This is a genomic window from Methyloceanibacter sp., from assembly GCF_050726195.1.
Lineage (GTDB): Bacteria > Pseudomonadota > Alphaproteobacteria > Rhizobiales > Methyloligellaceae > Methyloceanibacter.
The window spans coordinates 22,120-44,347 of record NZ_JBOHJC010000015.1; the positions used below are offsets into that span (position 1 = coordinate 22,120).

Below are 22,228 nucleotides of genomic sequence, written 5' to 3' on the forward strand. Positions count from 1 at the left end.
CCAATTTATGTTCTTGAACATATTTAGTTCTGCGGGACACTCGCGCACGATCTGGCGAGGGACATGAGGAGGGTTGAATTTATGGGTACCGTGGAAATCATCGGCTTCGACATTTCGAACTGGGTGCGCGCCGCGCGCATCTTCTGCGAGGAGAAGGGCGTCGATTACACGCTGACGACGAACGGGATGAACGAGTTCGCCGACATGAAGGGCGAGACGCACCTCCAGCTTCATCCCTTCGGCCGCATCCCGGCGATACGCCACGGCGACGTGGTGTTGTTCGAGACCTTGGCGATCGGCCACTACATCGACCGCATGTTCGACGGCCCGCGGCTTGTGCCGGAGGACCCGCTCGAAGCGGTGCGCATGGAGCAGTGGGTCAGCGCGCTCCTCGACTATGGGTCGCGCTCGATCATGGGCCGCTGCGTCGTGCAGTACGTGCTGCCGCAGTTCACCGGCAAGCCGATCGACCGCGCCACCATCGACGCGGCCATCCCGGACATTCGCGCGCATCTCGCCGTGTTCGACCGGGCGCTCGACGGCCGCACGTTCCTGCATGGCAACAGGCCGCGTCTCGACGATATGATCCTGATGCCGATGGTCGACGCACTGGTGACGGTGGCCCCGGAGGGTCCGGAGCTGGTGGCCGAGGCGCCCAACGTGGCGGGGCTCCGCGCGGCCTTCCAGGGGCGGCCGAGCTACCACGCGACGATCCCGCAGATGTTCCGCAAAGCGGCTTAACCACCCCCCAAGCCCTTTGCTGCCAAGGCCCGGCGGTCTCTCCCGCCGGGCCTCCATTTTTCCCGCTGCTGTGGCGGCGCGCCGCTTCCCGTGGCGGGCGCTTTCGCCTATATGGTGCCCTCTAGCCCTTAGAATCGCTCTCCCAAGGTCCCGGCCCGAGACTGGCGCCGGACACCCGCTGCCGGACCATGCCCAAACGCGAAGACATCAAGTCCATCCTGATCATTGGCGCAGGACCGATCGTGATCGGGCAGGCCTGCGAGTTCGACTATTCGGGCACCCAAGCCTGCAAGGCCCTGAAAGAAGAGGGCTACCGCATCGTGCTGGTGAACTCGAACCCGGCCACGATCATGACCGACCCCGAGCTCGCCGACGCCACCTATATCGAGCCGATCACCCCGGACGTGGTCGCCAAGATCATCGAGAAGGAGCGGCCGAACGCGCTGCTGCCCACCATGGGCGGGCAAACCGCGCTCAACACCGCGCTCAGCCTCCACCGGGGCGGCGTGCTCGGCAAATTCGGTGTCGAGATGATCGGCGCCAAGGCCGACGTTATCGACAAGGCGGAGGATCGCGAGCTGTTCCGCGAGGCGATGCACAAGATTGGGCTCGAAACGCCGCGCTCGCGGCTCGCCGACGCGGCCACCCTCAAGCGCGCCGACCGCAAGATCTACAAGGAGCAGGTCGCCCGCATCGAGGCCGAGAATCCGGACCCCGAGGCGCGCGCCAAGGCCATGTTCGAGTTCGAGGCCGATTGGGCGCGGCACGAGAGCGAGCGGCGCAGGCGCTATGTGGAAAAAGGCCTGATCGAGGCGCTGGAAGCACTCCAGGACATCGGCCTTCCGGCCATTATCCGCCCCTCTTTCACCTTGGGCGGCACGGGCGGCGGGGTCGCCTTTAACCGCGAAGAGTTTATCGAGATCGTCGAGCGCGGGCTCGACGCCTCCCCGACTTGCGAAGTCTTGATCGAGGAGTCGGTGCTCGGCTGGAAGGAGTACGAGATGGAGGTCGTCCGCGACAAGGACGACAACTGCATCATCATCTGCTCCATCGAGAACGTCGACCCGATGGGCGTGCATACCGGCGACTCGATCACGGTGGCGCCGGCGCTGACCCTGACCGACAAGGAATACCAGATCATGCGCAACGCCTCGATCGCGGTGTTGCGCGAGATCGGGGTGGAGACCGGCGGCTCCAACGTGCAGTTCGCGGTGAACCCGGCCGACGGACGGCTCGTCATCATCGAGATGAACCCGCGCGTGTCGCGTTCTTCCGCCTTGGCCTCGAAGGCGACCGGCTTTCCCATCGCCAAGATCGCCGCCAAGCTGGCCATCGGCTACACCTTGGACGAGCTTGCCAACGACATCACCGGCGGCGCGACGCCGGCCTCGTTCGAACCGACCATCGATTACGTGGTGACGAAGATCCCGCGCTTCGCCTTCGAGAAGTTCGCGGGCGCCACGCCGACCCTCACCACGTCGATGAAATCGGTGGGCGAGGCCATGGCGATCGGCCGCACCTTCCAGGAGTCGCTGCAAAAGGCGCTGCGCTCCATGGAGACGGGGCTCGCCGGCCTCGACGACATCACGTTCGAGGGACTCGGCCAGGGCGACGACAAGAACGTGATCCGCGCAGCGCTCGGCACGCCCTCGCCCGACCGGCTGCTGAAAGTCGCGCAAGCGCTCAGGCTCGGTTTCGACCACGAGCAAATCTACGACTCATGCCGCATCGATCCGTGGTTCATCAACCAGCTCCAGGACATCGTCGACGCCGAGGAGCGCGTGCGCCAGCATGGGCTACCGCAGACCGCCGCCCAGTTTCGCGCGCTGAAAGCACAGGGCTTCTCCGACGAGCGGCTGGCGCGCCTCGCCGGGCTCGATCCGGGCGAGGTGGCGGCGCGGCGGCGCGCGCTCGATGTGCGCCCCGTCTACAAGCGCATCGACACGTGCGCGGCGGAGTTCGCCTCGCCCACGGCCTATATGTACTCGACCTACGAGGCGGGGTTCGCCGGCGCGCCGGCCTGCGAGGCGCGGCCGTCGGACAAAGAGAAGGTCATCATTCTCGGCGGCGGGCCGAATCGCATCGGCCAGGGCATCGAGTTCGACTATTGCTGCTGCCACGCGGCGTTCTCGCTGTCGGCGGCAGGGTTCGAGACCATCATGGTCAACTGCAACCCGGAAACCGTGTCCACCGACTACGACACCTCGGACCGGCTCTATTTCGAGCCGCTGACGGAAGAGGATGTGCTGGAGATCGTGCGCACCGAGAGTGTGAACGGCACGCTCAAGGGCGTCATCGTGCAGTTCGGCGGCCAGACGCCGCTCAAGCTCGCAGCGGCGCTCGAGGCCGCGCATGTGCCGATCCTCGGCACCTCGCCCGACGCCATCGACTTGGCGGAGGACCGCGACCGGTTCAAGGCGCTGATCGAGCGGCTTGGGCTTAGGCAGCCGAACAGCGGCATCGCCCGCTCCGCCGCGCAAGCCGTCGATATCGCCAACACTATCGGCTTTCCGCTCATCATCCGCCCGTCCTACGTGCTCGGCGGCCGCGCCATGGAGATCGTGCACGACGAGCCGCAGCTCGCCCGCTACATTGCCGAAGCGGTGGTGGTGTCGGGCAAGAGCCCGGTGCTGATCGACTCATATTTGCGCGACGCCATCGAGGTGGACGTCGATGCGCTCGCCGACGGAACCGGCGACGTGTTCATCTGCGGGGTGATGGAGCATATCGAGGAAGCGGGCGTGCATTCGGGCGATAGCGCCTGCTCGCTGCCGCCGCATTCGCTCAAGCCCGAGATCATCGCCGACCTGGAGCGCCAGACGGTCGAACTTGCGCGCGCCTTGAACGTTATAGGTCTGATGAACGTGCAGTTCGCCATCCAGAACGACGAGATCTACATCCTCGAGGTCAATCCGCGGGCGTCGCGGACCGTGCCGTTCGTGGCCAAGGTGATCGGGCTCCCCATCGCCGGCATCGCCGCGGAGGTCATGGCCGGTCGGAAACTCGCCTCGTTCGGGCTGAAGCGGCCGAAGCTCGGCCATATCGCCGTCAAGGAGGCGGTGTTCCCGTTCGCCCGCTTCCCCGGGGTCGACCCGGTGCTCGGCCCGGAGATGCGCTCGACCGGCGAGGTGATGGGCATCGACCGCGACTACGCGGTCGCCTTCGCCAAAAGCCAGCTCGGCGGCGGCTCAAAGCTCCCCCTGTCGGGCACGGTGTTCGTGTCGGTGAAGGACAGCGACAAGGATAAGCTGGTGGCGCCGGTCCGGCAGCTCGTGGACATGGGCTTCCGCATCGTCGCCACGCGCGGCACCAAGCGCCACCTCGACGCTCACGGCATCCCGTGCGAGCGGGTCAACAAGGTGCTGGAGGGCCGGCCTCATATCGTCGACGCCATCACCAACGGCGAGATCGACATCGTGTTCAACACCACGGAAGGGGCCAAGGCCCTCGCCGACTCCATGTCGATCCGGCGCTCGGCCTTGCTCTACCACATCCCCTATTATACAACCCTGGCTGGCGCACTGGCCGTGACCAAGGCCATCAAGGCGCTCCGGGAGGGCAGTCTGACCGTGGCCCCCTTGCAAAGCTATGTCGGCAAAGGCGCAGCCAAACTGGCCGAGCCGGCATAGAAAAACGGTCAAAATCAACCGATTCTTGACTCAGACTGGGCAATTCCTTGAGACTATTTCAAGGGGAAACCCCCCGAAGGAGCTTTGACTGACATGGATAAAGTGCCGATGACCGCGGAGGGCTATGCAGCGCTCGAGGCCGAGATCAAATATCTCAAGACCGTCGAACGCCCGCGGATCATCAAATTGATCTCCGACGCGCGCACCCATGGCGATTTGTCGGAGAATGCCGAATATCACGCCGCCAAGGAGCAGCAGGGCATCACCGAGATGCGCGTCGCCGACCTCGAGGACAAGCTGTCGCGCGCCGACATCATCGACGTGACCAAGCTCAAGGGCGATCAGATCATGTTCGGGGCGACCGTCACCCTGGTCGACGAGGACACCGAGGAGAAGGTCAAGTACCGCATCGTCGGCGAGGTCGAGGCCGACGTGAAGCAGGGCAAGATCTCCATCACCTCGCCCATCGCCAGAGCCCTGCTCGGCAAGCGCCGGAAGGACGTCGTCGAGGTGTCGACCCCCGGCGGCGGCAAATCCTACGAGATCCTCAAAGTCGAATATAAATAAACGCCCTATCATCGCCGCATCGGTCTCCTAGACCGCCGGCATGATGACGCGTCGGCAATTGGGACAGGGGCTCGGCGCTGCGGTCCTCCTGCTCGGCTCCAATCGCTTGGCCCGCGCGACGATCGACGGTGGCGGTGCATTCGGCTGGCTGGGCGACGAGTTTGCGCGCATCGAGACCGAGAGCGGCGGCCGCTTGGGCGTCGCGGCTCTGGATACGCATACCGGGCAGCGCGCGGGCCATCGCGCCGACGAGCGCTTCCCCATCTGCAGCACGTTCAAGTTGCTCGCAAGTGCTGCGATCCTGGCACGAGTCGACGCCGGACAGGAAAGCCTCGACCGCGAGGTCGCTATCCGTAAGGAAGACATCGTCACCTACGCGCCAGTGACCGAGAAGCATGTGGGCGGCTCCATGCCGCTCGCGCGCGTGTGCGAAGCGGCTGTCACGTTGAGCGACAACACGGCGGGCAATCTCTTGCTCGCCGCGCTCGGCGGACCCGGCGCGCTCACTTCCTACGCACGGTCGCTCGGCGATGAGGTCACACGGCTCGACCGCATCGAGCTCGCACTGAACGAGGCGGCGCCGGGCGATCCGCGCGACACGACCACGCCTGCGGCGATGGCCGGCGATCTCCATGCGCTCCTCGTCGGCAATGCCCTGACACCACGCTCCAGGGACCAGCTGACCGCGTGGCTCATCGCCAGCAAGACCGGCGCCGCGCGGCTGCGGGCCGGCTTTCCCGCCGGGTGGCGCATCGGCGACAAGACGGGGACGTGCAACGATTTCACGGCGGGCGATGTCGGCATCGCCTGGCCACCCCAAGGAGCGCCGGTGATCATTGCCGCCTACCTCAAAGAGACCGAGGCTCCACCCAAGCGGCGCGACGAAACTTTTGCGGCCGTGGCTCGGGCGATCGCGCCGGCGCTGAAAGGCTAGAGCCGAGCACCCGGCCCGCGTCCGGTCACTCGCCACCGGCGGTTTGGCTGACACACTCCCACGGGTGCGCACCGAGGCCGCGGCTTCCCGGGCGATAGCCCTTGGCCAACTCGTACTCCTCGGAAGCAGCCTTAAATAGCGCCGCCAAAGTCCCATCCTCTTTCGCTTTAGCGAGGGATTTGTCGATCGCGGCCAGCAGCCCGACCTCGCCCCTGCGAACGGCAAGCCCGTATTCTTGTCGATGCTCGTCCTTTATGGCATTGGGCATGTCGGCGAGCTCGAACTCCTTGACCTTGAGCCGGTCCAAGCCACTGTCGAGCCGTGCGTCGAGCTGCGCGGAGCGGGCGAAGGTCGTATCGGTGATGGCGAAGTCGATCTGTCCGTTGAGGAGCTCGTTTCGGAGCGTCTCGGTGTTGGGCAGGGTGACGACCGCGATGCCGAGGTCTTGAGTTAAGGCGTCGGCGAGCGCCGCATTGGTCGTGTCGCCCTGCACTCCCACCTTCTTGCCCGCGATCAAATCCGCGATCGGCGCATCGGCGAGGTTGGCGGGATAGATCAGCGCGTGAGTTGTGCAGAAATAGCTCTCGGAGAAGACGACGTTGAATTTGCGCTCGCGCTCGCGCTTCTTGGTGATTGACGAGATGACGAAATCCGCCGTGCCGTCACCGGCGCTGGGCAGCAGCTTGGGCCACGGCACCGACCGCCAGCTCGGCGTTATCGGGCGGTCCATCACCGTTGAGAGGTCGCGCAAGATCAGCTTGGCAAGCTTGATGTCGAAGCCATGGTCGCCCCATTTGAACACGTCTTGGTCCTGGGAATTGGACACGTAGATATTGGCCTTGCCGGTGGCCTTGATGCGGTCATAGACGCTCTCGTACTGGGTCACGGCGATTGGCTCGCTCCAGGCGCTGACCGGGGTCTTGTCGACGCAGTCGGTCACGGCGCGCACGCGCCAGAAGCGGGTGCCGTTGAGATTGCCGACGAAATAGGGGTTGGAGTCGGTGCAGATCGGGGCGCTGCGCCCGGTGTCGAAGTCCTGGTCGCCGGCGCTTTCAAGCTCGAAGCGGAGCGACATGCCGGGCTTGGGCGGGTCGTAGGTCCAGGCCAAGCGGACGTCCTCGCCGAGATAAGCGGAATCGCCGGCGATGGTCCAGTGCGGCGCGGCGGGGCTTACGAAGCGGTCCCTGATGATGTAGGCAAGCGCGGCGATCAGTACGAGGGCGACAAGACCGGCGACCAAAGGCCAGCGACGCGGCCCGGGTTCCGGTTCGGATTGGGGATCGGGAGGTGTCTTCACGTCGGCGCCTGCGCCCGGCTTGGCGCCGCGCGCCGGTTTTCTCGCACTGCGCGTTGCGGCCTTGTCGCCGGCCCTTGTGCGCGCCGCTCTGGCCGGTTTCGACTTATCCGCCGCACGCCGGTCGCGCAGCATTTCGGCGACCGGGGCGACATGGGCCGCCAGATCGCCGGACCATGCATCGGTCCATTGCGTGTCGGAGATGAAGAACTCGAGCTCCTCGGAGGGCTCCACGTCCGCGACGCGAATTGTGAGCACCGGCTTGCCCTTGCTGACCGCGCGCTCGACCTCCTTGCATACGAATTTGGAGTCGTTGGCGTCCTGCGACAAAACTAGGATGAAGGCGCGCGCCTGCTCGATGCCGCGGAGAATTTCAGAAGCGTATTTATGGCCCCGGCGTACGTCGCGGGGCGCGACCCAACATTTCAGCCCCCGTGCCTCGAGCGCCGCCACGATGGTGTGGGCTTTGCTCGCGTCCGCCTTGGCGTAGCTGACAAAGGCGTCGTAGCCCTGATCCTTACCGCTCACGCGCCCACCCCTGGCCTCCACGCCCGGGCATTTAACCGGAAATCAGGGCTTGGCGGAACCTAAGGTTAGACGGGCGAGCCGCTCGCCAGCGCCGCGCGCAAGCCGGCGGCGGCCCCTTTGAGGGCCGGAAACTCGGCAAGAATCACATAAACCGGGAGGGGCGCGAGGAACGCCCTCATGCGGCCCTTGTGCTCGAAAGCCTCACGGAAATCGCCCTGGGCGAGCCGCGTCAAGAGCTTTGGGGCGATGCCCCCGCCGAGATAAACCCCGCCACGGGCGCCGAGCACCAGCGCGATGTCGCCGGCGAAGCGGCCGAGCCAAACGACGAACATGTCGAGGGCCTCGCGGGCAACGGCATCCCCTTGCAGGGCGCGCGCCACCACGCCGTGCGGCGGCAGCGGCTCCTCGTTGTGGCCGTGCGAGGCGGCGACCGCCTGATGCAGATCGCTCAAGCCCGGACCGGACAAAGCCCGCTCCACCGACAGGCGCTCGCGGCCGCGGCGCAGGCGCTCGACCAAGGCAAGCTCGCGCTCATCCTCGGCGCCGAGGGTGACGTGGCCTCCCTCGCCCGGTACCGGGACCCAATGGGTGCCGGACCAGACGAGGCCGGCCACGCCGAGGCCCGTGCCCGGGCCGAGCACCGCCTTGGTGCCGAAGGCGACCGGTGGTCCGCCGCCGATCTGGTGCAGCTCGGCCTCGGCGAGATGCGGCAGCGACAGCGCGAGCGCCTCGAAATCGTTGAGCACATGAACGCGCTTTAGCCCGGCTGCCGCGCAGAGCTCTTGTCTGGCAACGACCCAAGGCGAATTGGTGAGCTGGATCGCCGCCTCGGTGACCGGCGCCGCGACGGCGATCGCGGCGTGGTCGACCGGCTCGGCCAGACCCTCAAGATAGCGGCCAATGGCGCCGGCGAGCGTCGGGTGTTCGGCCACCTGGAAAGTCTTGACGGAGGCGAGCTCCAAGGTGACGAGGTCGGCGAGGGCAAAGCGTGCATTGGTGCCGCCGATATCGGCGACGAGGGCGCGGGAGGGGATTTTGCTCATATTGCTCATATGAGATTTTTCGGCCGCGCAGCCCCGTGAGTAAACCGATTTGTGATCGGTCGCGCACCTTGCCCCCCGCGCCTCGGGGCACTAGGCTTCCAAGGGGGACATCGGCAGGGTAACACCTAAGATGCTGATCAGGCTCGGTACAGGGCTCCGTTTCAGGCTGGCGATCGCGTTCGCCGCATTTGCGGCGTTTTGCTTCGTGCTGCCGCCCGCCGTGCTCGCCTTCGGCCATGGCGCCAACACCATCGCCTGCCTGTCACACGCCGACGCGGTGAACCACGGAAACGCTCATGATCATGGGCCGGCCGACCAGGAAGGCGGGACACCCTCCGAGGGGCATCACGCCAATTGCTGCGGGCTGTTCTGCCTGAGCGCCCTGCCCGTCGGCGGCGAGGCCCTAGCTCCGGCGCCCGCCGGCGGGTCATACGTGCTCCCGCTGAACATCCTGCTTCCGGGCGGCGTGCCCGAGCGTCTGGACCGACCTCCGATCTCGCTCGTGTTTGTCTGAGCGTCCAGAGGGCGGGATGTTCGCGTCTCCGCCCGGCGGACTTCGTCAACGACAAACGAGAGGGATAGGTCATGTTCTCCCAACTCCGGGCATGCGCCGCCGCTCTAGCGGCCGCCGCTGCCCTGTCAGCCTGCCAGACCTTCTCGCCCGACGGGGGGATGGGGAGGGTCGCGGCCATCGCCGGCGACGGGCTGAACCAAGGCGTGGTTCGGGTCCGCTCGCCCGAGGACGCTGCCGCGGCCCAGGATGCGGTCGCCCGCCTCCTGCACGCACCGCTCAGCGCCGACGCCGCGGTGCAGATCGCGCTCTACAACAATCTCGGGCTGCAAGCGGCATATAATCGGCTCGGCATCGCCGAGGCCGTCGCCGTGCAGTCGAGCCGGCCGCCGCTGCCGATTTTCGCGTTTGAAACGGTCTCGACACCGCTCGAGCTCGACTTCGAGCGCAAGATCATCGCCAGCATCTTGTCGCTTGCCACATGGCCGGCGCGGTCGAAGATCGCCGGAGTACGCTTCGAGCAGGCACAGCTCCAGGCGGCGCAGGAGACGCTCAATGTGGGCGCGGACGCGCGAAAGGCTTATTGGCGGGCGGTGGCCGCGCGCGAGATTCTCGCCGCAGTCAGCAAGGCCGCAGCCAACGCGGACGCCTCGGCCAAGCTCGCCGAGAGCCTGAAGCAGAGCGGCGCGCTGAACACGCTCGAGCACGCCCGCCGCCAGGTGTTCGCCAAGGAGATGGCGGCGCAGGTCACGGCGGCGCGCCAGCAAGTGTCGGCGACCCAGGAACGGCTGACCCGCGTGCTCGGTCTGTGGGGCACCGATCTTAGCGGTGTGCTGCCCGGCGCCCTGCCGCCGCTTGTCCGCACGACGCGGTCGCTCGCCGCGGTGGAACAGGAGGCCATGGACCGGCGCGTGGACCTCGCCATCGCCAAGCTCGAAGCCGAGGCGCTGGCACGCTCCTATGGACTCACGCGCAAGACGCGGTTCATCAACGTGGTCGACGCGAGCGGCATCTCCAAGACGCAGAAGGATAAAGGCGAAGGGCCGTCCGTCGACGGCGGCGGTTTCGACATCGAATTTGTCGTGCCGATCTACGATTTCGGCAGAGCGCGTGTGCGCGAGGCCGAGGAGCGCTATATGGAAGCGCTGAATCTGCTGGGCGAGAGGGCGGTCAATGCGCGTTCGGAAGCGCGAGAGGCATATGGCGCCTACGCCGCAGCCTACAAAATCGCCGTGCAGTATCAGAACGAGGTGCTGCCGCTCCGCGCGACGATCTCGCGGGAGACGGAGCTGCAATACAACGCCATGCAGGTCGACGCCTTCGCGCTCCTGCAGGAGGCGCGCGCCGACACCCTGGCCAAGGTGGCCAGCATCGAGGCCAAGCGGAACTTCTGGCTTGCCTATACCGACCTCAGCGTCGCCGTGCTTGGCGGCGGCGACTTGAGTCCGGCGGCCGAGGCCGTGATGGCCGCGGACACGAGCGGCGCTGCGGGTCATTAGAGAAAGGATGCGTACCATGCTCTCGCGACGGAATTTTCTTACGGGGTCGGCGGTGCTGATCAGCGCGGCAGCGGTGAGCGGCAGAGTAGAGGCCGCCGCCATACCCGAAGCGCCAAGCTATACGCTGCCCACCATGAAACCGCCCCTGCCGCCCGCGGCGGGTCCGGACTATCAGCCAGTGGCGACGCTCAACGGCTGGTCCTTGCCCTTCCACATGAACGGCAACGTCAAGGAGTTTCACCTCGTGGCGGAGGAGGTGGAGCGCGAGATCGCGCCCGGCATGGTCGCCAAGCTGTGGGGCTATAACGGCCAATCGCCGGGCCCAACTATCGAAGTCGTCGAAGGCGACCGCGTGCGCATCTACGTGACCAACAAGCTGCCGGAGCACACCACCGTTCACTGGCACGGCGTGCTGTTGCCGAACGGCATGGACGGCGTCGGCGGACTGACGCAACCGCATATCCCGGTGGGCAAGACCTTCGTCTACGAGTTCGCGTTCAGACACAGCGGCAGCTTCATGTACCACCCCCACTCCGACGAAATGGTGCAGATGGCCATGGGCATGATGGGCATGATCGTGGTCCATCCCAAGGACCGCGCCTTCCGGCCGGTCGAGCGCGACTTCGTGTTCGTGATGAGCGCCTACCGGTTCGACCCCGGCACGTCGCTGCCGCACGTCGCCGAGATGACCGACTTCAATATTTGGACGTTCAACACGCGCGTGTTCCCCGGCATCGACGTAATGCCGGTCAGGCTCGGCGACCGGGTGCGTATCAGAATCGGCAATCTCACCATGACCAGCCACCCGATCCACCTGCATGGCCACAATTTCGCGGTGAGCTGCACCGACGGCGGCTGGGTGCCGGAGACCGCCCAGTGGCCGGAGACCACCACGGACGTGCCGGTGGGCTCCATTCGCGCCATCGACTTCGTGGCGGACAATCCCGGCGACTGGGCGTTCCACTGCCACAAATCGCATCACACCATGAACGCGATGGGCCATGAGGTGGTGAACCTCATCGGCATGAGGCAGGCCGCTTTACGCCAAGCGCTCGACCACGCGACGCCCGGCGCCATGGCGATGGGCACCGACGGCATGGCGGACATGGGCGTCATGTCGATGCCGCTTCCCGCCAATACCTTGCCGATGATGACCGGGACCGGTCCGTTCGGGCCGATCGAGATGGGCGGCATGTTCACGGTGATGAAAGTCCGGGAGGACCTCGCGCCCGGCGATTATGGCGATCCCGGTTGGTACAAGCATCCGCCGGGCACGGTGGCTCACGCGGTTGATGCCGATCCCGATGCGGCGGCAACGGCTCCGGCAACGCCTGAGGGTCACATGCATCAGCACTAAGGGAGCGCCTTGTCCGGGCGCGGACGAAGACGCCGCGGACCGCGCCCCAACCGACTGCAATAGCAACGAAGTGGAGAAGCGACATGCGCAACTACGGACTCGTCAGCCGGCTCGCCCTTGGGACTTTCATCTCGGTGGTGGTTTCGAGCGCTCTGCTGACGTTTGCGGCCGCCCACGAGGCGCATCAGGCGACCTGCAGCGAAACGGCGATGAACGCGGTGGAGGCCGATATCCAGTCGATGCCCGACGGGGATGCCAAGGCAACCGCCATGCAGGAATTGGAGATGGCCGAAGAGATGATGGGCAAGGAGGACATGAAGGGCTGCGAAGATCACATGCACGCCGCCATGGAGGCCTTAGAGGAATAGGCGCGCATGTCTCACTCAGTCTCAAAGGTATCAAAAGCCAGATTCATTGTGCTTGGCGCGGCCGGCGCGCTGCTAGCAGCTATCGCCGCCATCGCGGTGGTTGTCTATTCCGGCCTGTACAACGTCGCCGCCGATATTCCGCATACCAAACCTGTCTTCTGGCTGATCGAGACAATGCGGGAACGGTCCGTCGCCGTGCGTGCCACGGACCTCGCCGTGCCGGGCGATCTCGACAATGCCGACCGCATCGTTTCAGGCGCCGGACAGTATGCTGATATGTGCGCGGGCTGCCATCTTGCGCCCGGCATGAAGCGAACCGAGATGAGCCGCGGCCTTTACCCGAGGGCGCCTGAGCTCCGCCGCGGGAGCGACCTCTCGCCTGCGGAGGAATTTTGGGTGGTGAAGCACGGCATCAAGGCGACAGGCATGCCGGCTTGGGGTGTGACCCATAGCGACGAGATGCTTTGGGACGTCGTGGCTTTCTTGCGGAAACTACCCGAGCTTTCGCCAGAGCAGTATCAGGCTCTTGTGAAAGAGGCGCCAACCCACGATGAGATCATGCAGGATCAGCCGAAGCAGAAGATGGAGGCGGACGACGGCCATGGCGGTCACGCTCACTAATCGTTTCAAGACCTTCCCTGCCGCGCAGACGATCGCTCGACTGACTGCGGCCTGCCTGCTGCTGTCCAGCACATGGGCCCTCGCCCATGAGGAGGCGACCGGCGTGGTCAAGGAACGCATGGACCTCATGGACTCCCAGAAGGACGCCATGAAGATCATCGGCGACATGGCCAAGGGCAAGGCGCCGTTCGATGCCGCCAAGGCGGCGGAGGCCGCCCGCGACATCGAGACGACCTCCAAGCAAATCCACGAGCTGTTTCCGGAAGGCTCGGACGGCCATCCGAGCGACGCCAAGCCTGAAATCTGGACGAATTGGGAGGAATTCACGAGCGACGCCGAGGAGCTGCAAGCGGCCGCCAAGGCGCTGGCGGCGGCGCTCGACGCTGGCGATCCCGCCTGGAAAGGGAACTTCCAGACGGTGACCGACGCCTGCAAGGCCTGCCACAAAAGCTTCCGGGCCGAGGACGACTAGGCCAGGCGGCCTCCTTCCCGGTTGATGAAGGGCTCCCAGGGGCCCACAATTGGGCTCGTTCCGCCTCAGGAGCCCCTCGCCGGCACGCCATGATCGACAAGCTCGAATTCATCATTGCGCTCTCGCGCGAACGGCATTTCGGCCACGCGGCCGAAGCCTGCGGCGTGAGCCAGCCGACCTTCTCCGCCGGCATCAAGCAGCTCGAGGACACGCTCGGCGTGCTCCTGGTGCAGCGCGGCTCGCGCTTCCGCGGCTTCACGCCGGAGGGCGAGCGGGTGCTCGATTGGGCGCGGCGCATCGTCGGCGACACCCGCGCCATGCGTCAGGAGATCGACGCGCTGAAGCACGGCCTCTCCGGCCACATCCGCATCGCCGCAATCCCGACCGCGCTCGCCATGGTGTCCATGCTGACCACGCCCTACCGGGCGCAGCACCCCGATGTGCGCTTCACTGTCTGGTCGCGGAACTCCATCGAGGTTCTCGGCATGCTCGAGAATCTGGAGATCGATGTGGGGCTCACTTATCTCGACAACGAGCCGTTGGGGCGGGTACAGACCGTGCCGCTCTACAGCGAGCAATATCGCCTGCTCGCCTCCGCCGACAGCCCGCTCGGCAATCGCGACCGCGTAACCTGGGCGGAGGTGGGCAAGGTGCCGCTCTGCCTGCTCACGCCGGACATGCAGAATCGTCGGATCATCGAGGGGCTGCTGCGGCATGCCGGCGCCGACGTAGCGCCGACTCTTGAATCGGATTCCATCGTCGTGCTGTTCGCCCATGTGCGGACCGGCCGCTGGGCGTCCGTCATGCCGGCGAAGCTCGCCGAGGTGCTTGGCCTCACCGAGAAGGTGCGCACCATCCCCATCGTCGAGCCGGAGGTCACCCACTCAATCGGGCTCGTCGTGCCTCAGCGTAACCCATTGACACCTTTGATCAATGCGCTGGTGACCGAGGCCAAACTGCTGGCGCCAGTGCTGAACGGAAGCGCCGCCCCGGGGCCGTCGCGTCGTGCGACGCGGCCGCGGGCCGCCGAGTGAAGATGTCGCCAGTCCGCTTCGATCGCGGGGAATTCTCCGGCGCCATCGCCGATCTTGGCGTTCTGGTGCCGATCGCCGTGGCGCTCATCATGCAGAACGGCCTGTCGGCGAGCGCGGTGCTGCTGCCGGCGGGGCTGCTCTACGTCGCCGCAGGCTTGTACTACCGGCTGCCGGTGCCGGTGCAGCCACTCAAGGCGTTCGGCGCCATCGCCATCGTCGAGGGCCTCGGCGCCAACGAGATCGCAGCCGGCGCTTTGCTCATGGGGGCCGTGTTCGTGGCGCTTGGGGCTTCAGGCTGGCTCGACCGCGTCGCCAAAATCTTCCCTCAACCGATCATCAGAGGCATTCAGCTCACAGTCGGCCTCTTGTTCCTGAAACTGGCGTGGACCTTGACCGTCGCGCCGCCGGCGGCATTCGCCGATCATGACGCGCCGTTGTGGTGGCTTGCGGGCGGCACGGTGGCGGTTGTCGTCGTCGCGCTCCTTATGCCGCGTCACGCCGTGGCCCTTGTCCTGTTTGGGTTGACGCTCGCCGCGATGGTGGTTGGCGCGCATGGCCCGCTGGAGCTAGGCCCCTCCTCTATCACACTGCCGGAGCTGACCCTTGGCGCCTTCGCCACCGCTACCGTCGTGCTCGTCCTACCGCAGCTGCCTCTGACCTTCGCAAATTCATGCCTGGCGACGGCAGACGCCGCCCGCACCTATTTCGGCGCGGCGGCGGAACGCGTGCGGCCCGGGCGCTTGGCGCTAAGCCTCGGTGCGGCGAACTTGTTTGCCGGTGCGATCGGGGGCATGCCGGTATGCCATGGCGCGGGCGGCATGAGCGCCCATTACGGCTTCGGCGCGCGCACCGGCGGCACGCCAATCATCCTCGGAGCTGTCCTGCTGGGCCTCGCGCTCGTCATCGGGGCAAGTCTCACGACTCTGCTGACGGGCTTTCCCATACCGATCCTCGCCGGCCTGCTCGGCATCGCCGGGCTCTTGCACGTTGCGCTGATGAGGGATTTGCGCGAGCCGGCGCATTGGGTCCTGGCAATCGCGGTTGGCGTCACCGGCCTTCTCACCAATCTCGCCATCGCCTTGGCGGCAGCCCTGCTCGTCTGGTGGGGCGCCAAGCTGTCAGGGATCAGTGCTCAGAGATCAGAAGTCAGAAGTCAGAAGTCAGAAGGATCTGAGCACTGACCTCCGACTTCTGAAACCTGGTTACGGCATGATGGCGACGCCCCAGGGCAAGCGGCCCACAGGTACTGACTTCTCGGCCTTGAGCGACTCGGCATCGATGATCGTCACGTCGTTGGTGAGGCCGTTGGCGACGTAGTACTTCTTGAAGTCTGGCCCGAACTCGCCGTGCCACGGTCGCTGCCCGACCAGGACGTACTCGATGACCTCTTTCGACTTGGTGTCGATCACCGCCACCCGGTTGGAGGGGCCGAGCGGCACCCAGATCTGCGAGTCATCCTTGTTGAAGTCCATGCCGACCGGCTGGAGCTGCTCGGGACGCACGCCGGGCACCTCGAAGCCGATCTTCTTGACCACCTTCCAGCTGGCGGGGTTGTCCCAATCGCTCGTGTCGATGACCGAGATGGTACCGCCGATCTCCGACGACACCCACAGCTCCTTCATGTCTTGCGTGAACTTCGCCTCGCGCGGACGGCTGTCGACCAAGATGTTGCCGACGAGCTTGATCGACTTGTTGTCGATGATGTGCGCCATGCTCGTGCTCTCCGAGGTGGCGGCGGTGTAGCGGTCATCCGGGCTCACAATCATGCCCTCGGGTTCCACCCCCACCGGAACCTCGCCGAGCACATCGCCACTCTTGATGTCCATGACGGTGACGAGGCTGTCGTCCTCGTTGGCAATGTAGATGGCGACGCCCTTCGAATCGATCGCCATGAGCTCAGGATCGGGACCGGATTCGAGTTGGCGGACGACCTCCATCTTCCCCGTGTCGATGACGTCGATGATATCGCCATCGCCGGCCGCCACGAACAGCTCCTTGGAGTCGGGGCTCAGCACGATGCCACGGGGGCGGCGCGCGGTCTTGATGGTCTTGATGGTCTCCAAGGTCTCGCTGTCGATGACAGTGATCGTGTTGTCCTTCTCATTGGAGACGAAGATCTTCGCGGCATGAGCGGGCACGGCAGCGAGCAAAATGGCAGTCACGCAAGCCACAGAAAGACTGATGCGAGTCATCATCGACTAACCCCTGGTCAGAGCTATTTGAACTTGCACTTGGACTCCGCTTTGTCGAAGCCAAGCGTGTCGGTGAGATTGATGGGATGCAGGAAGCCATCCTGCGGCGAGGTCGAGACCGGCACGCGGGTGCCACCGCCGAGAATGATCGGCTGGCGCATCTGGTGGTCCCAGTCACGGAAGCTGAGCGCCTGGCCCTTGAAGGCTTCGAGCCTGAACTGGTCGGACAGCATGTACCTCTTCACCGCCTTGGGCGCGACCTTGCCGGACTTCATGGCTGACTCGGAAAGCGACCTGAAGCCCAGCCAAGCCGTGTAGTCACGCTCGACTGGCGGCCTCTCGGCAAGCCGCGGGATGGCGTTCTGGAAGTGCATGGCGCCAGACTCGGTGTAGGACTTGTCCCAAGCGGTCGCCTGAAGGCCCTGCGTGCCGACCACGGGGCGCGGCGTGTAGGTGCGATACATCAGGTAGTCGCCGAAGTCGTCGTCGCTGTTGATAACCCACACGACGTCATGGTCGGGGGCGCTCTCCGTCTCCATGGGCATCTGCTGCTGAATCTGCTGATGACCCGAGTCGAGATTCCGGGCGCCGGGCGGTAGAGCGTAGATGTGGTCTTCCACCACCTTGCCGCCGAAGCGGGCGGCGCGTTTGACCTGCTCCAGAAAGTCCCGGTCCTCCTCCGTGTCGCGGCGAATGACGAACCACTCTGGCCACTTCTTCCAGATCAGGTACTGCGCGAGCGCGTCCGCGCGCATGGCATAATCCGGGATGATGTGGAAGACATTGTCGCGGCACTCTTCCTGACGCAGCTTCGTCGCGCTCGAGCGGATGTTCAGGATGATGGCGTCCTTGGCGTCGGGCAGGTCGGCGACGGCAAGCAGATCGTCGGGCTCGAGATCGGCGATAAAGAACCGCTCGCCATTGGCCAGCGCTTCCTTGGCCTTGGCGACGACGTCCCCATCCTCAGGAACGATCGCCTCGATCAGCTCGAAGGAGTGGCCGACGAAATTCCCGGCCTGGTTCGCCTCCTTGAGCATGAGGCGCGCGCCCTGAATGCCTTTGTCGGGGATGGGCTTCTCGGCATAGGAGAGCGGCAGCGGCTCCTCGTACTCCTTACCGAGATAGACGATGCGCATGTTCTTCATCTTAGGTTGTTTCGGCGCATCGGCTTCTGGCTTGGCGGGCTCAGCGGCTTCGGCATCGGCGTCCGCTTTAGGCGGCGCGGCGCTCTCCGGTGCGGCAGGCGCTTCGTTCTCGATCGGCGTCTCAACGGGAGCCGCGTCCGGAGCTTCCGCAATCGCGGGCGCAGCCAGCAACGCGACGAAGAGCGCGAGGGCCGAGGCGAAAAGTGGTGCGGCGCTTCGGGACCTGAGGACTGAACTCAACAGCTGCATCTCTCGGGGTCTGGGGCTCGTTGCAGGAGGTTTGGGATGTGAGGCTCCAGGCGCGTGATATGTCTCAAACATGCCGTCGATTAGCAATGCGCACTGCACAATTTTTACGTAGCCGAAGTGGCATAAAGCGATGCCAAATCTTCCCAAAATATAGGGCGTTAGCAGGAAGCTTCCAGAACATGACAATCTTTTAATGAGATTTGTCACGCCATTGGCGGCTTGGGGTGGTTCAAGGGTAAACGAAAAGCCGCCAGATCTCGGCCTGGCGGCTCTTCGAATCGAACCCTTCCGCGCGGCGCTATTGACCCGGGGTCTGCGCCGGAGTGGAGACGTGCTTCACCGAGCTTGGGTTCTTGACCCGGATGAAGGCGATGACTTTCCACAGATCATCTGAGGTCTTGATAATGGTGCCGAATTGCGGCATGGGCCCCGTCACGATCTCCTTTTTGACGCGGGTGTAACCCAGCTTCTGGAGCTCGTCCGAGCCAAGCGCAATCAGACGGAACAACGTGTCGTCGTCGGCGCCGTAGACGAACGTGTCGTTGGTGAGCGGCGGACACATGCCGCCGCCACCGCCGCCGCCATGGCAGCCATTGCAGCTGAAGGAGAGGTACTTTTTGTGTCCGACTTCCTCTATTGCTGCGACGTCGTCGTTGTAGGGGTTGTGTAAGCCGCCGATCGGCGTGGCCGCGATGAGGTCGAGCGGCGGGGTCTGGTCGTCCTTCGGGCAGCATTCGTCGGCAGCGATCGCCTGCCAAGCAAACACACTCATGCCGCTGACAAGGCCGGCGGCTAGCACTCCGATGATGATTTTGCGCACGGTCACGTTTCCTTACCCTGGTTGCAGTCTTAGTTGAGCCTTATCAAAGAACCTCCGGCGAACGCCGGCGCGTGGAAATGCTTGCCCTGCCGCCAGGGCGAGGCCTCGGGCACATAGTGCCCTTCGGGGCGGAACTTGTCATGGAAATCGAGGGGAAAGGACTTACGGCGGCGGCCGACGGCCACCGGCCTCACGACCTGGGGCCTGGACCCCAGCGTGAGATCTCCCAATCCTTCGGCGCCGTCTCCAGAAGAGCCGGCCGCGCTGTCCCTCACGGTCGCGATGACGTCATCCTCCGTGAACCCAAGCTGGCTGGAGCTCTGCTTCCAGCCCGGGAAGGCGGGAAGCGCTCTCTTCTGTCTTGCTGGGTGCTGTCATAGTTCAAATAGGAGGCAGAGTCATACAGCCAGGCAAAGATGCGGCATTTTGCCTTCCCTCGCCGAGTCCAGGGCCGAGGCCGAGGGTCAATTGGTAACCTCGAAGTCCATGTCCTCGAAGGTGTAACGGGGCACCTGGATCCAGACGCCATCCTCTTGGACCGGGACCTTGTGGATCTTGACGTCCTTCACGACCAATTTGCCGGTCTTCTCGTCGACCCAGAAATCGACGTCGTAGTACTCGTCGGTGCTGCCGGGCTTGCGGAAGTCCGTGCAGGCGAAATATTCGCCCTCTTTCTTGAGATAGCGCACGGGCTGGTGCATCTCGACGAACTCGAGGGGTATCTCCTCGCCGGTCTTTTCGTCGGTCAGGACTAGCGCCCCCTCCTCGTTCTTGTGTTCGGCGATGTAGTTGTGGATGGCGCTCATCACATGCCAGGCGCGGACCACTTCCATGTCGCCGGGATGTTCCTGCACGGGCAGCCACCACCACGCCACGGGAAGCCGCGTCACCATGATATAGCCGTCGCCGTCGCGCTTCGGCCCCTTCTGGACCCTGATGTCGATGAGATCGAGGCTGTCGCCTTCAGGCTGCGGCTTGAACCAGAAATCGAGCGCGTATTGCTTCTTGGGCTCGTCCTTGTCGTGGAAGATGGCGTTGGAGAACCAGCCATAGCCCCGCATGCCGCGCACGACCCGGATCTTCCCGTAGACGAGGTTGAGGTCTTCGTTGAGCTTCGGATCGTGAAATACGAACACGCCGTCCTTCGAGCGCTCGTTGATAACCGCCTCGGTTCTCTTGGTCACCGAGGTCTCGTCGAAGTCGGGATAGTCCGCGGCCACGGAGGGAGCAACCACTGAAATGCAAAGGGCCACGGCTAACGCCGTGGCCCCCGCATGCTTGAGCATGTGCTTCAACATGGGCATCACTGCTTTGCGGTTCCTCCGCCGTCGCCTTCGGCGGCCTGCGGCGAGGCTGACGCCCGGGTGAGGGAAAGCACGCGGATCGCTTGCGCGGCCTCCTGGTTGTCGTTCAGATTGGCCACATCCTCGGCGGTTTGATTTTGCGCATTCTTGACGGTGGGATCGGCGCCGGCGTCCATCAGGAGGCCGATCATCGGCGCGCTGTTGTTCGCGGCGGCGATCATGAGAGCCGTCATGCCATTGTGAGCCTGGGCATCGACGTTGGCGTCCTTGTCGAGAAGCGCCTTGGCGATGTCGGTTGGGCGCGTGCTGCCGGGAAGGAAAATCGATCCTTCCGCCGGGCCGGTCTGGGCCGCGATGATCATCAGCGGGGTCAAGCCCTCGGTGCCCGAGGCGATGCTAGCGTCGGCGCCGCCCTCTATCAACGCCTTGGCCGCCTCGTACTTCATCTCGGCGACGGCGAGAGCGAGCGGACGGAACTCCTGCTGACCCGGAACTTCGAGGTCGGCACCGTGATTGATCAGAGTTTTGATCGACGGAACGTGGTCGCGCATCAAGGCCGCGGCGAGTGGCGTGATGCCGTTGCCGTCCGCCTTATTGGGATCGGCGCCGAGCTCGACAAGGAGATCGATGGTCTTGTCGTGACGCTGCCGCGCGGCGCTGGTGAGCGGCGTCCAGCCTTGCAAGTCGGGTTTATTGACGTCGGCGCCCTTGCTGACCAGAAACCTGATACGCTCGTGATCGTTGGCGATCAGGGCATTGGCAAGTTCCTGCTGCGGGTCGGCGCCCTCCTCGAGCCACTTCTCGAGTCTTTCTTCGGTGACGACCTGGTCCGGGGTGGCAAGGTCGGGACGCGCCTCGAACTTCTGGTCGGCGAGCTTGATATAACTGCCATGGGCCGGCAAATCGCCAGGGACCACGCACTTGCTGCACTGGACGAGCGGGACGCCATATTCCTTTAGGATTGCCTCGACTTCTTCTTCGTGGTCCTCCAGGGCCCAATCGAGCAGATATTTGAGGAAGACGTCCGTCGGACGAACGCCGATAGCGAGCTCGAACTCCATCGGTACGGTGTCGTCGTCGAGATTGATCGGCTGAATGGCCACGGGCTCGTTCTTCATAGTCTTCACCCACCCGGCGAAGGGCCCGAACACGGCCGCGACGTCTAGCTCGCCGTCGAGCATACGCTGCACGACATACCAGGGCTGGTTTTCCGGAACGAGGTCGCCGTCATGGGTTTGCAACTGCAGATCGACATTGTCTATGATGCCGCGCTTGGCCAAAGCCCGGCGAACGCCGGAGGTCTGGAACACGCCGATCTTGAGATCCTTGAGCTTCGGATCGTCGAGGCCGGAAAGCTCGAGCCCCTTGTCGTCGCGATAGGCGAGAACATAAGGGGTCTTGTAGATGGGGACCGTGGTTAGCAGCCGCCCATACGACGCCGGGATGTCGAACATCAGGTCGCAATAGTGCTCTTCGAAAGTCGACCGGGTCAGGCCGCGCTCGATGAAGGGCTGCCAGTGATACTTGATCTGGGCACCCGTGGCCTTGGCTAGGAGCTCAGCAAGCTTGTTCTGAAAGCCCTCTCTCTGAATGTTGGAGAGCGGCATGTTGCCAGGATCGGCGCAGACATTGAGCTGGCCGAGCTTCTTGCCCTTGTAGGCCGCCTTGGCGGCGGCGCGGATGGCGATGTGTTCGCTGGGCGTCAGCTCGTCGAACGTTTTGTTGAGGTCGCGTTGAATGGTCTTCTTGTCGGCGGCCGAAGCGCCGGCAAGGCCAAGACCAAGGATGCAAACGGCCGCGGCCGTGAGAATGCGGAAATGGGGGAAGATCACTGGCCTACTTCGCTTTTGTTAGCGGCGGGCGCAAACGCCAGGGGCCGAAAATCCCATCGGCCTAACCCGCCTGGGTGCCTAGACTTCT

General features: G+C 64.7%; 19 protein-coding genes. 12 read left to right on the forward strand and 7 right to left on the reverse strand.

Annotated elements, in window-relative coordinates; translation table 11 throughout:
* Nucleotides 1-81 precede the first annotated feature (81 nt).
* The 4 genes from ACRECX_RS11360 (at nt 82) to bla (ending at nt 5,871) form a co-directional block, all read left to right on the forward strand.
* Complete coding sequence (locus ACRECX_RS11360; protein ID WP_431558952.1) at nt 82-741, forward strand: glutathione S-transferase family protein; 660 nt, start codon at nt 82-84, stop codon at nt 739-741.
* A gap of 188 nt (nt 742-929) precedes the next feature.
* Entirely contained in the window at nt 930-4,370 is a 3,441-nt protein-coding gene (gene carB, locus ACRECX_RS11365) for a carbamoyl-phosphate synthase large subunit (protein ID WP_431558953.1), read from the forward strand.
* A 93-nt stretch (nt 4,371-4,463) separates the two neighbouring features.
* Nucleotides 4,464-4,937 carry a transcription elongation factor GreA gene (gene greA, locus ACRECX_RS11370; RefSeq protein ID WP_431558954.1) on the forward strand — a complete coding sequence of 158 codons (474 nt, stop codon included), beginning with the start codon at nt 4,464-4,466 and terminating at the stop codon, nt 4,935-4,937.
* A 40-nt stretch (nt 4,938-4,977) separates the two neighbouring features.
* The gene (gene bla / locus ACRECX_RS11375; protein WP_431558955.1) at nt 4,978-5,871 is read left to right on the forward strand and encodes a class A beta-lactamase; all 894 of its coding nucleotides are present in this window, start codon (nt 4,978-4,980) and stop codon (nt 5,869-5,871) included.
* Nucleotides 5,872-5,896: 25 nt separating this feature from the next.
* Here the strand turns inward: bla and ACRECX_RS11380 are convergent, their stop codons facing one another.
* Together ACRECX_RS11380 and glk are read right to left on the reverse strand one after the other, a co-directional pair.
* Entirely contained in the window at nt 5,897-7,693 is a 1,797-nt protein-coding gene (locus ACRECX_RS11380) for a TIR domain-containing protein (protein WP_431558956.1), read from the reverse strand.
* A 65-nt stretch (nt 7,694-7,758) separates the two neighbouring features.
* Complete coding sequence (glk, locus tag ACRECX_RS11385; RefSeq protein ID WP_431558957.1) at nt 7,759-8,736, reverse strand: glucokinase; 978 nt, start codon at nt 8,734-8,736, stop codon at nt 7,759-7,761.
* A 130-nt stretch (nt 8,737-8,866) separates the two neighbouring features.
* Here glk and ACRECX_RS11390 point away from each other — a divergent pair, with 130 nt between their 5' ends.
* The 8 genes from ACRECX_RS11390 (at nt 8,867) to ACRECX_RS11425 (ending at nt 15,779) form a co-directional block, all read left to right on the forward strand.
* Nucleotides 8,867-9,250 carry a hypothetical protein gene (locus tag ACRECX_RS11390; protein WP_431558958.1) on the forward strand — a complete coding sequence of 128 codons (384 nt, stop codon included), beginning with the start codon at nt 8,867-8,869 and terminating at the stop codon, nt 9,248-9,250.
* A 71-nt stretch (nt 9,251-9,321) separates the two neighbouring features.
* Entirely contained in the window at nt 9,322-10,746 is a 1,425-nt protein-coding gene (locus ACRECX_RS11395) for a TolC family protein (RefSeq protein WP_431558959.1), read from the forward strand.
* Between the two features lie 16 nt (nt 10,747-10,762).
* On the forward strand, nt 10,763-12,103 hold the full coding sequence (locus ACRECX_RS11400) for a multicopper oxidase domain-containing protein (protein WP_431558960.1): 1,341 nt from the start codon (nt 10,763-10,765) through the stop codon (nt 12,101-12,103).
* 83 nt (nt 12,104-12,186) lie between these two features.
* A complete protein-coding gene (locus tag ACRECX_RS11405) occupies nt 12,187-12,471 on the forward strand; it encodes a hypothetical protein (RefSeq protein WP_431558961.1) in 285 nt (94 codons plus the stop codon).
* A gap of 6 nt (nt 12,472-12,477) precedes the next feature.
* Nucleotides 12,478-13,092 (forward strand): c-type cytochrome, encoded by a 615-nt coding sequence (locus ACRECX_RS11410; protein ID WP_431558962.1) that lies wholly within the window; start codon nt 12,478-12,480, stop codon nt 13,090-13,092.
* Entirely contained in the window at nt 13,073-13,564 is a 492-nt protein-coding gene (locus ACRECX_RS11415) for a c-type cytochrome (RefSeq protein ID WP_431558963.1), read from the forward strand. Before ACRECX_RS11410 ends, ACRECX_RS11415 begins: the two co-directional genes overlap by 20 nt.
* Nucleotides 13,565-13,653: 89 nt before the next feature.
* The gene (locus tag ACRECX_RS11420) at nt 13,654-14,598 is read left to right on the forward strand and encodes a LysR family transcriptional regulator (protein ID WP_431558964.1); all 945 of its coding nucleotides are present in this window, start codon (nt 13,654-13,656) and stop codon (nt 14,596-14,598) included.
* Nucleotides 14,599-14,600: 2 nt separating this feature from the next.
* Complete coding sequence (locus tag ACRECX_RS11425; RefSeq protein WP_431558965.1) at nt 14,601-15,779, forward strand: putative sulfate/molybdate transporter; 1,179 nt, start codon at nt 14,601-14,603, stop codon at nt 15,777-15,779.
* Between the two features lie 21 nt (nt 15,780-15,800).
* Here the strand turns inward: ACRECX_RS11425 and ACRECX_RS11430 are convergent, their stop codons facing one another.
* The 5 genes from ACRECX_RS11430 to ACRECX_RS11450 form a co-directional block, all read right to left on the reverse strand.
* Nucleotides 15,801-16,790 carry a PQQ-dependent catabolism-associated beta-propeller protein gene (locus ACRECX_RS11430; protein WP_431559020.1) on the reverse strand — a complete coding sequence of 330 codons (990 nt, stop codon included), beginning with the start codon at nt 16,788-16,790 and terminating at the stop codon, nt 15,801-15,803.
* Between the two features lie 23 nt (nt 16,791-16,813).
* Nucleotides 16,814-18,175: an ABC transporter substrate-binding protein gene (locus tag ACRECX_RS11435; RefSeq protein ID WP_431558966.1), complete on the reverse strand. Its 1,362-nt coding sequence runs from the start codon at nt 18,173-18,175 to the stop codon at nt 16,814-16,816.
* Between the two features lie 307 nt (nt 18,176-18,482).
* Nucleotides 18,483-19,004 carry a c-type cytochrome gene (locus tag ACRECX_RS11440; RefSeq protein ID WP_431558967.1) on the reverse strand — a complete coding sequence of 174 codons (522 nt, stop codon included), beginning with the start codon at nt 19,002-19,004 and terminating at the stop codon, nt 18,483-18,485.
* 464 nt (nt 19,005-19,468) lie between these two features.
* The gene (locus ACRECX_RS11445) at nt 19,469-20,302 is read right to left on the reverse strand and encodes a hypothetical protein (RefSeq protein ID WP_431558968.1); all 834 of its coding nucleotides are present in this window, start codon (nt 20,300-20,302) and stop codon (nt 19,469-19,471) included.
* Nucleotides 20,303-20,307: 5 nt separating this feature from the next.
* Nucleotides 20,308-22,140, reverse strand: coding sequence for a quinoprotein dehydrogenase-associated putative ABC transporter substrate-binding protein (locus ACRECX_RS11450; protein ID WP_431558969.1), 1,833 nt, complete (start codon nt 22,138-22,140; stop codon nt 20,308-20,310).
* Between the last annotated feature and the right edge of the window lie 88 nt (nt 22,141-22,228).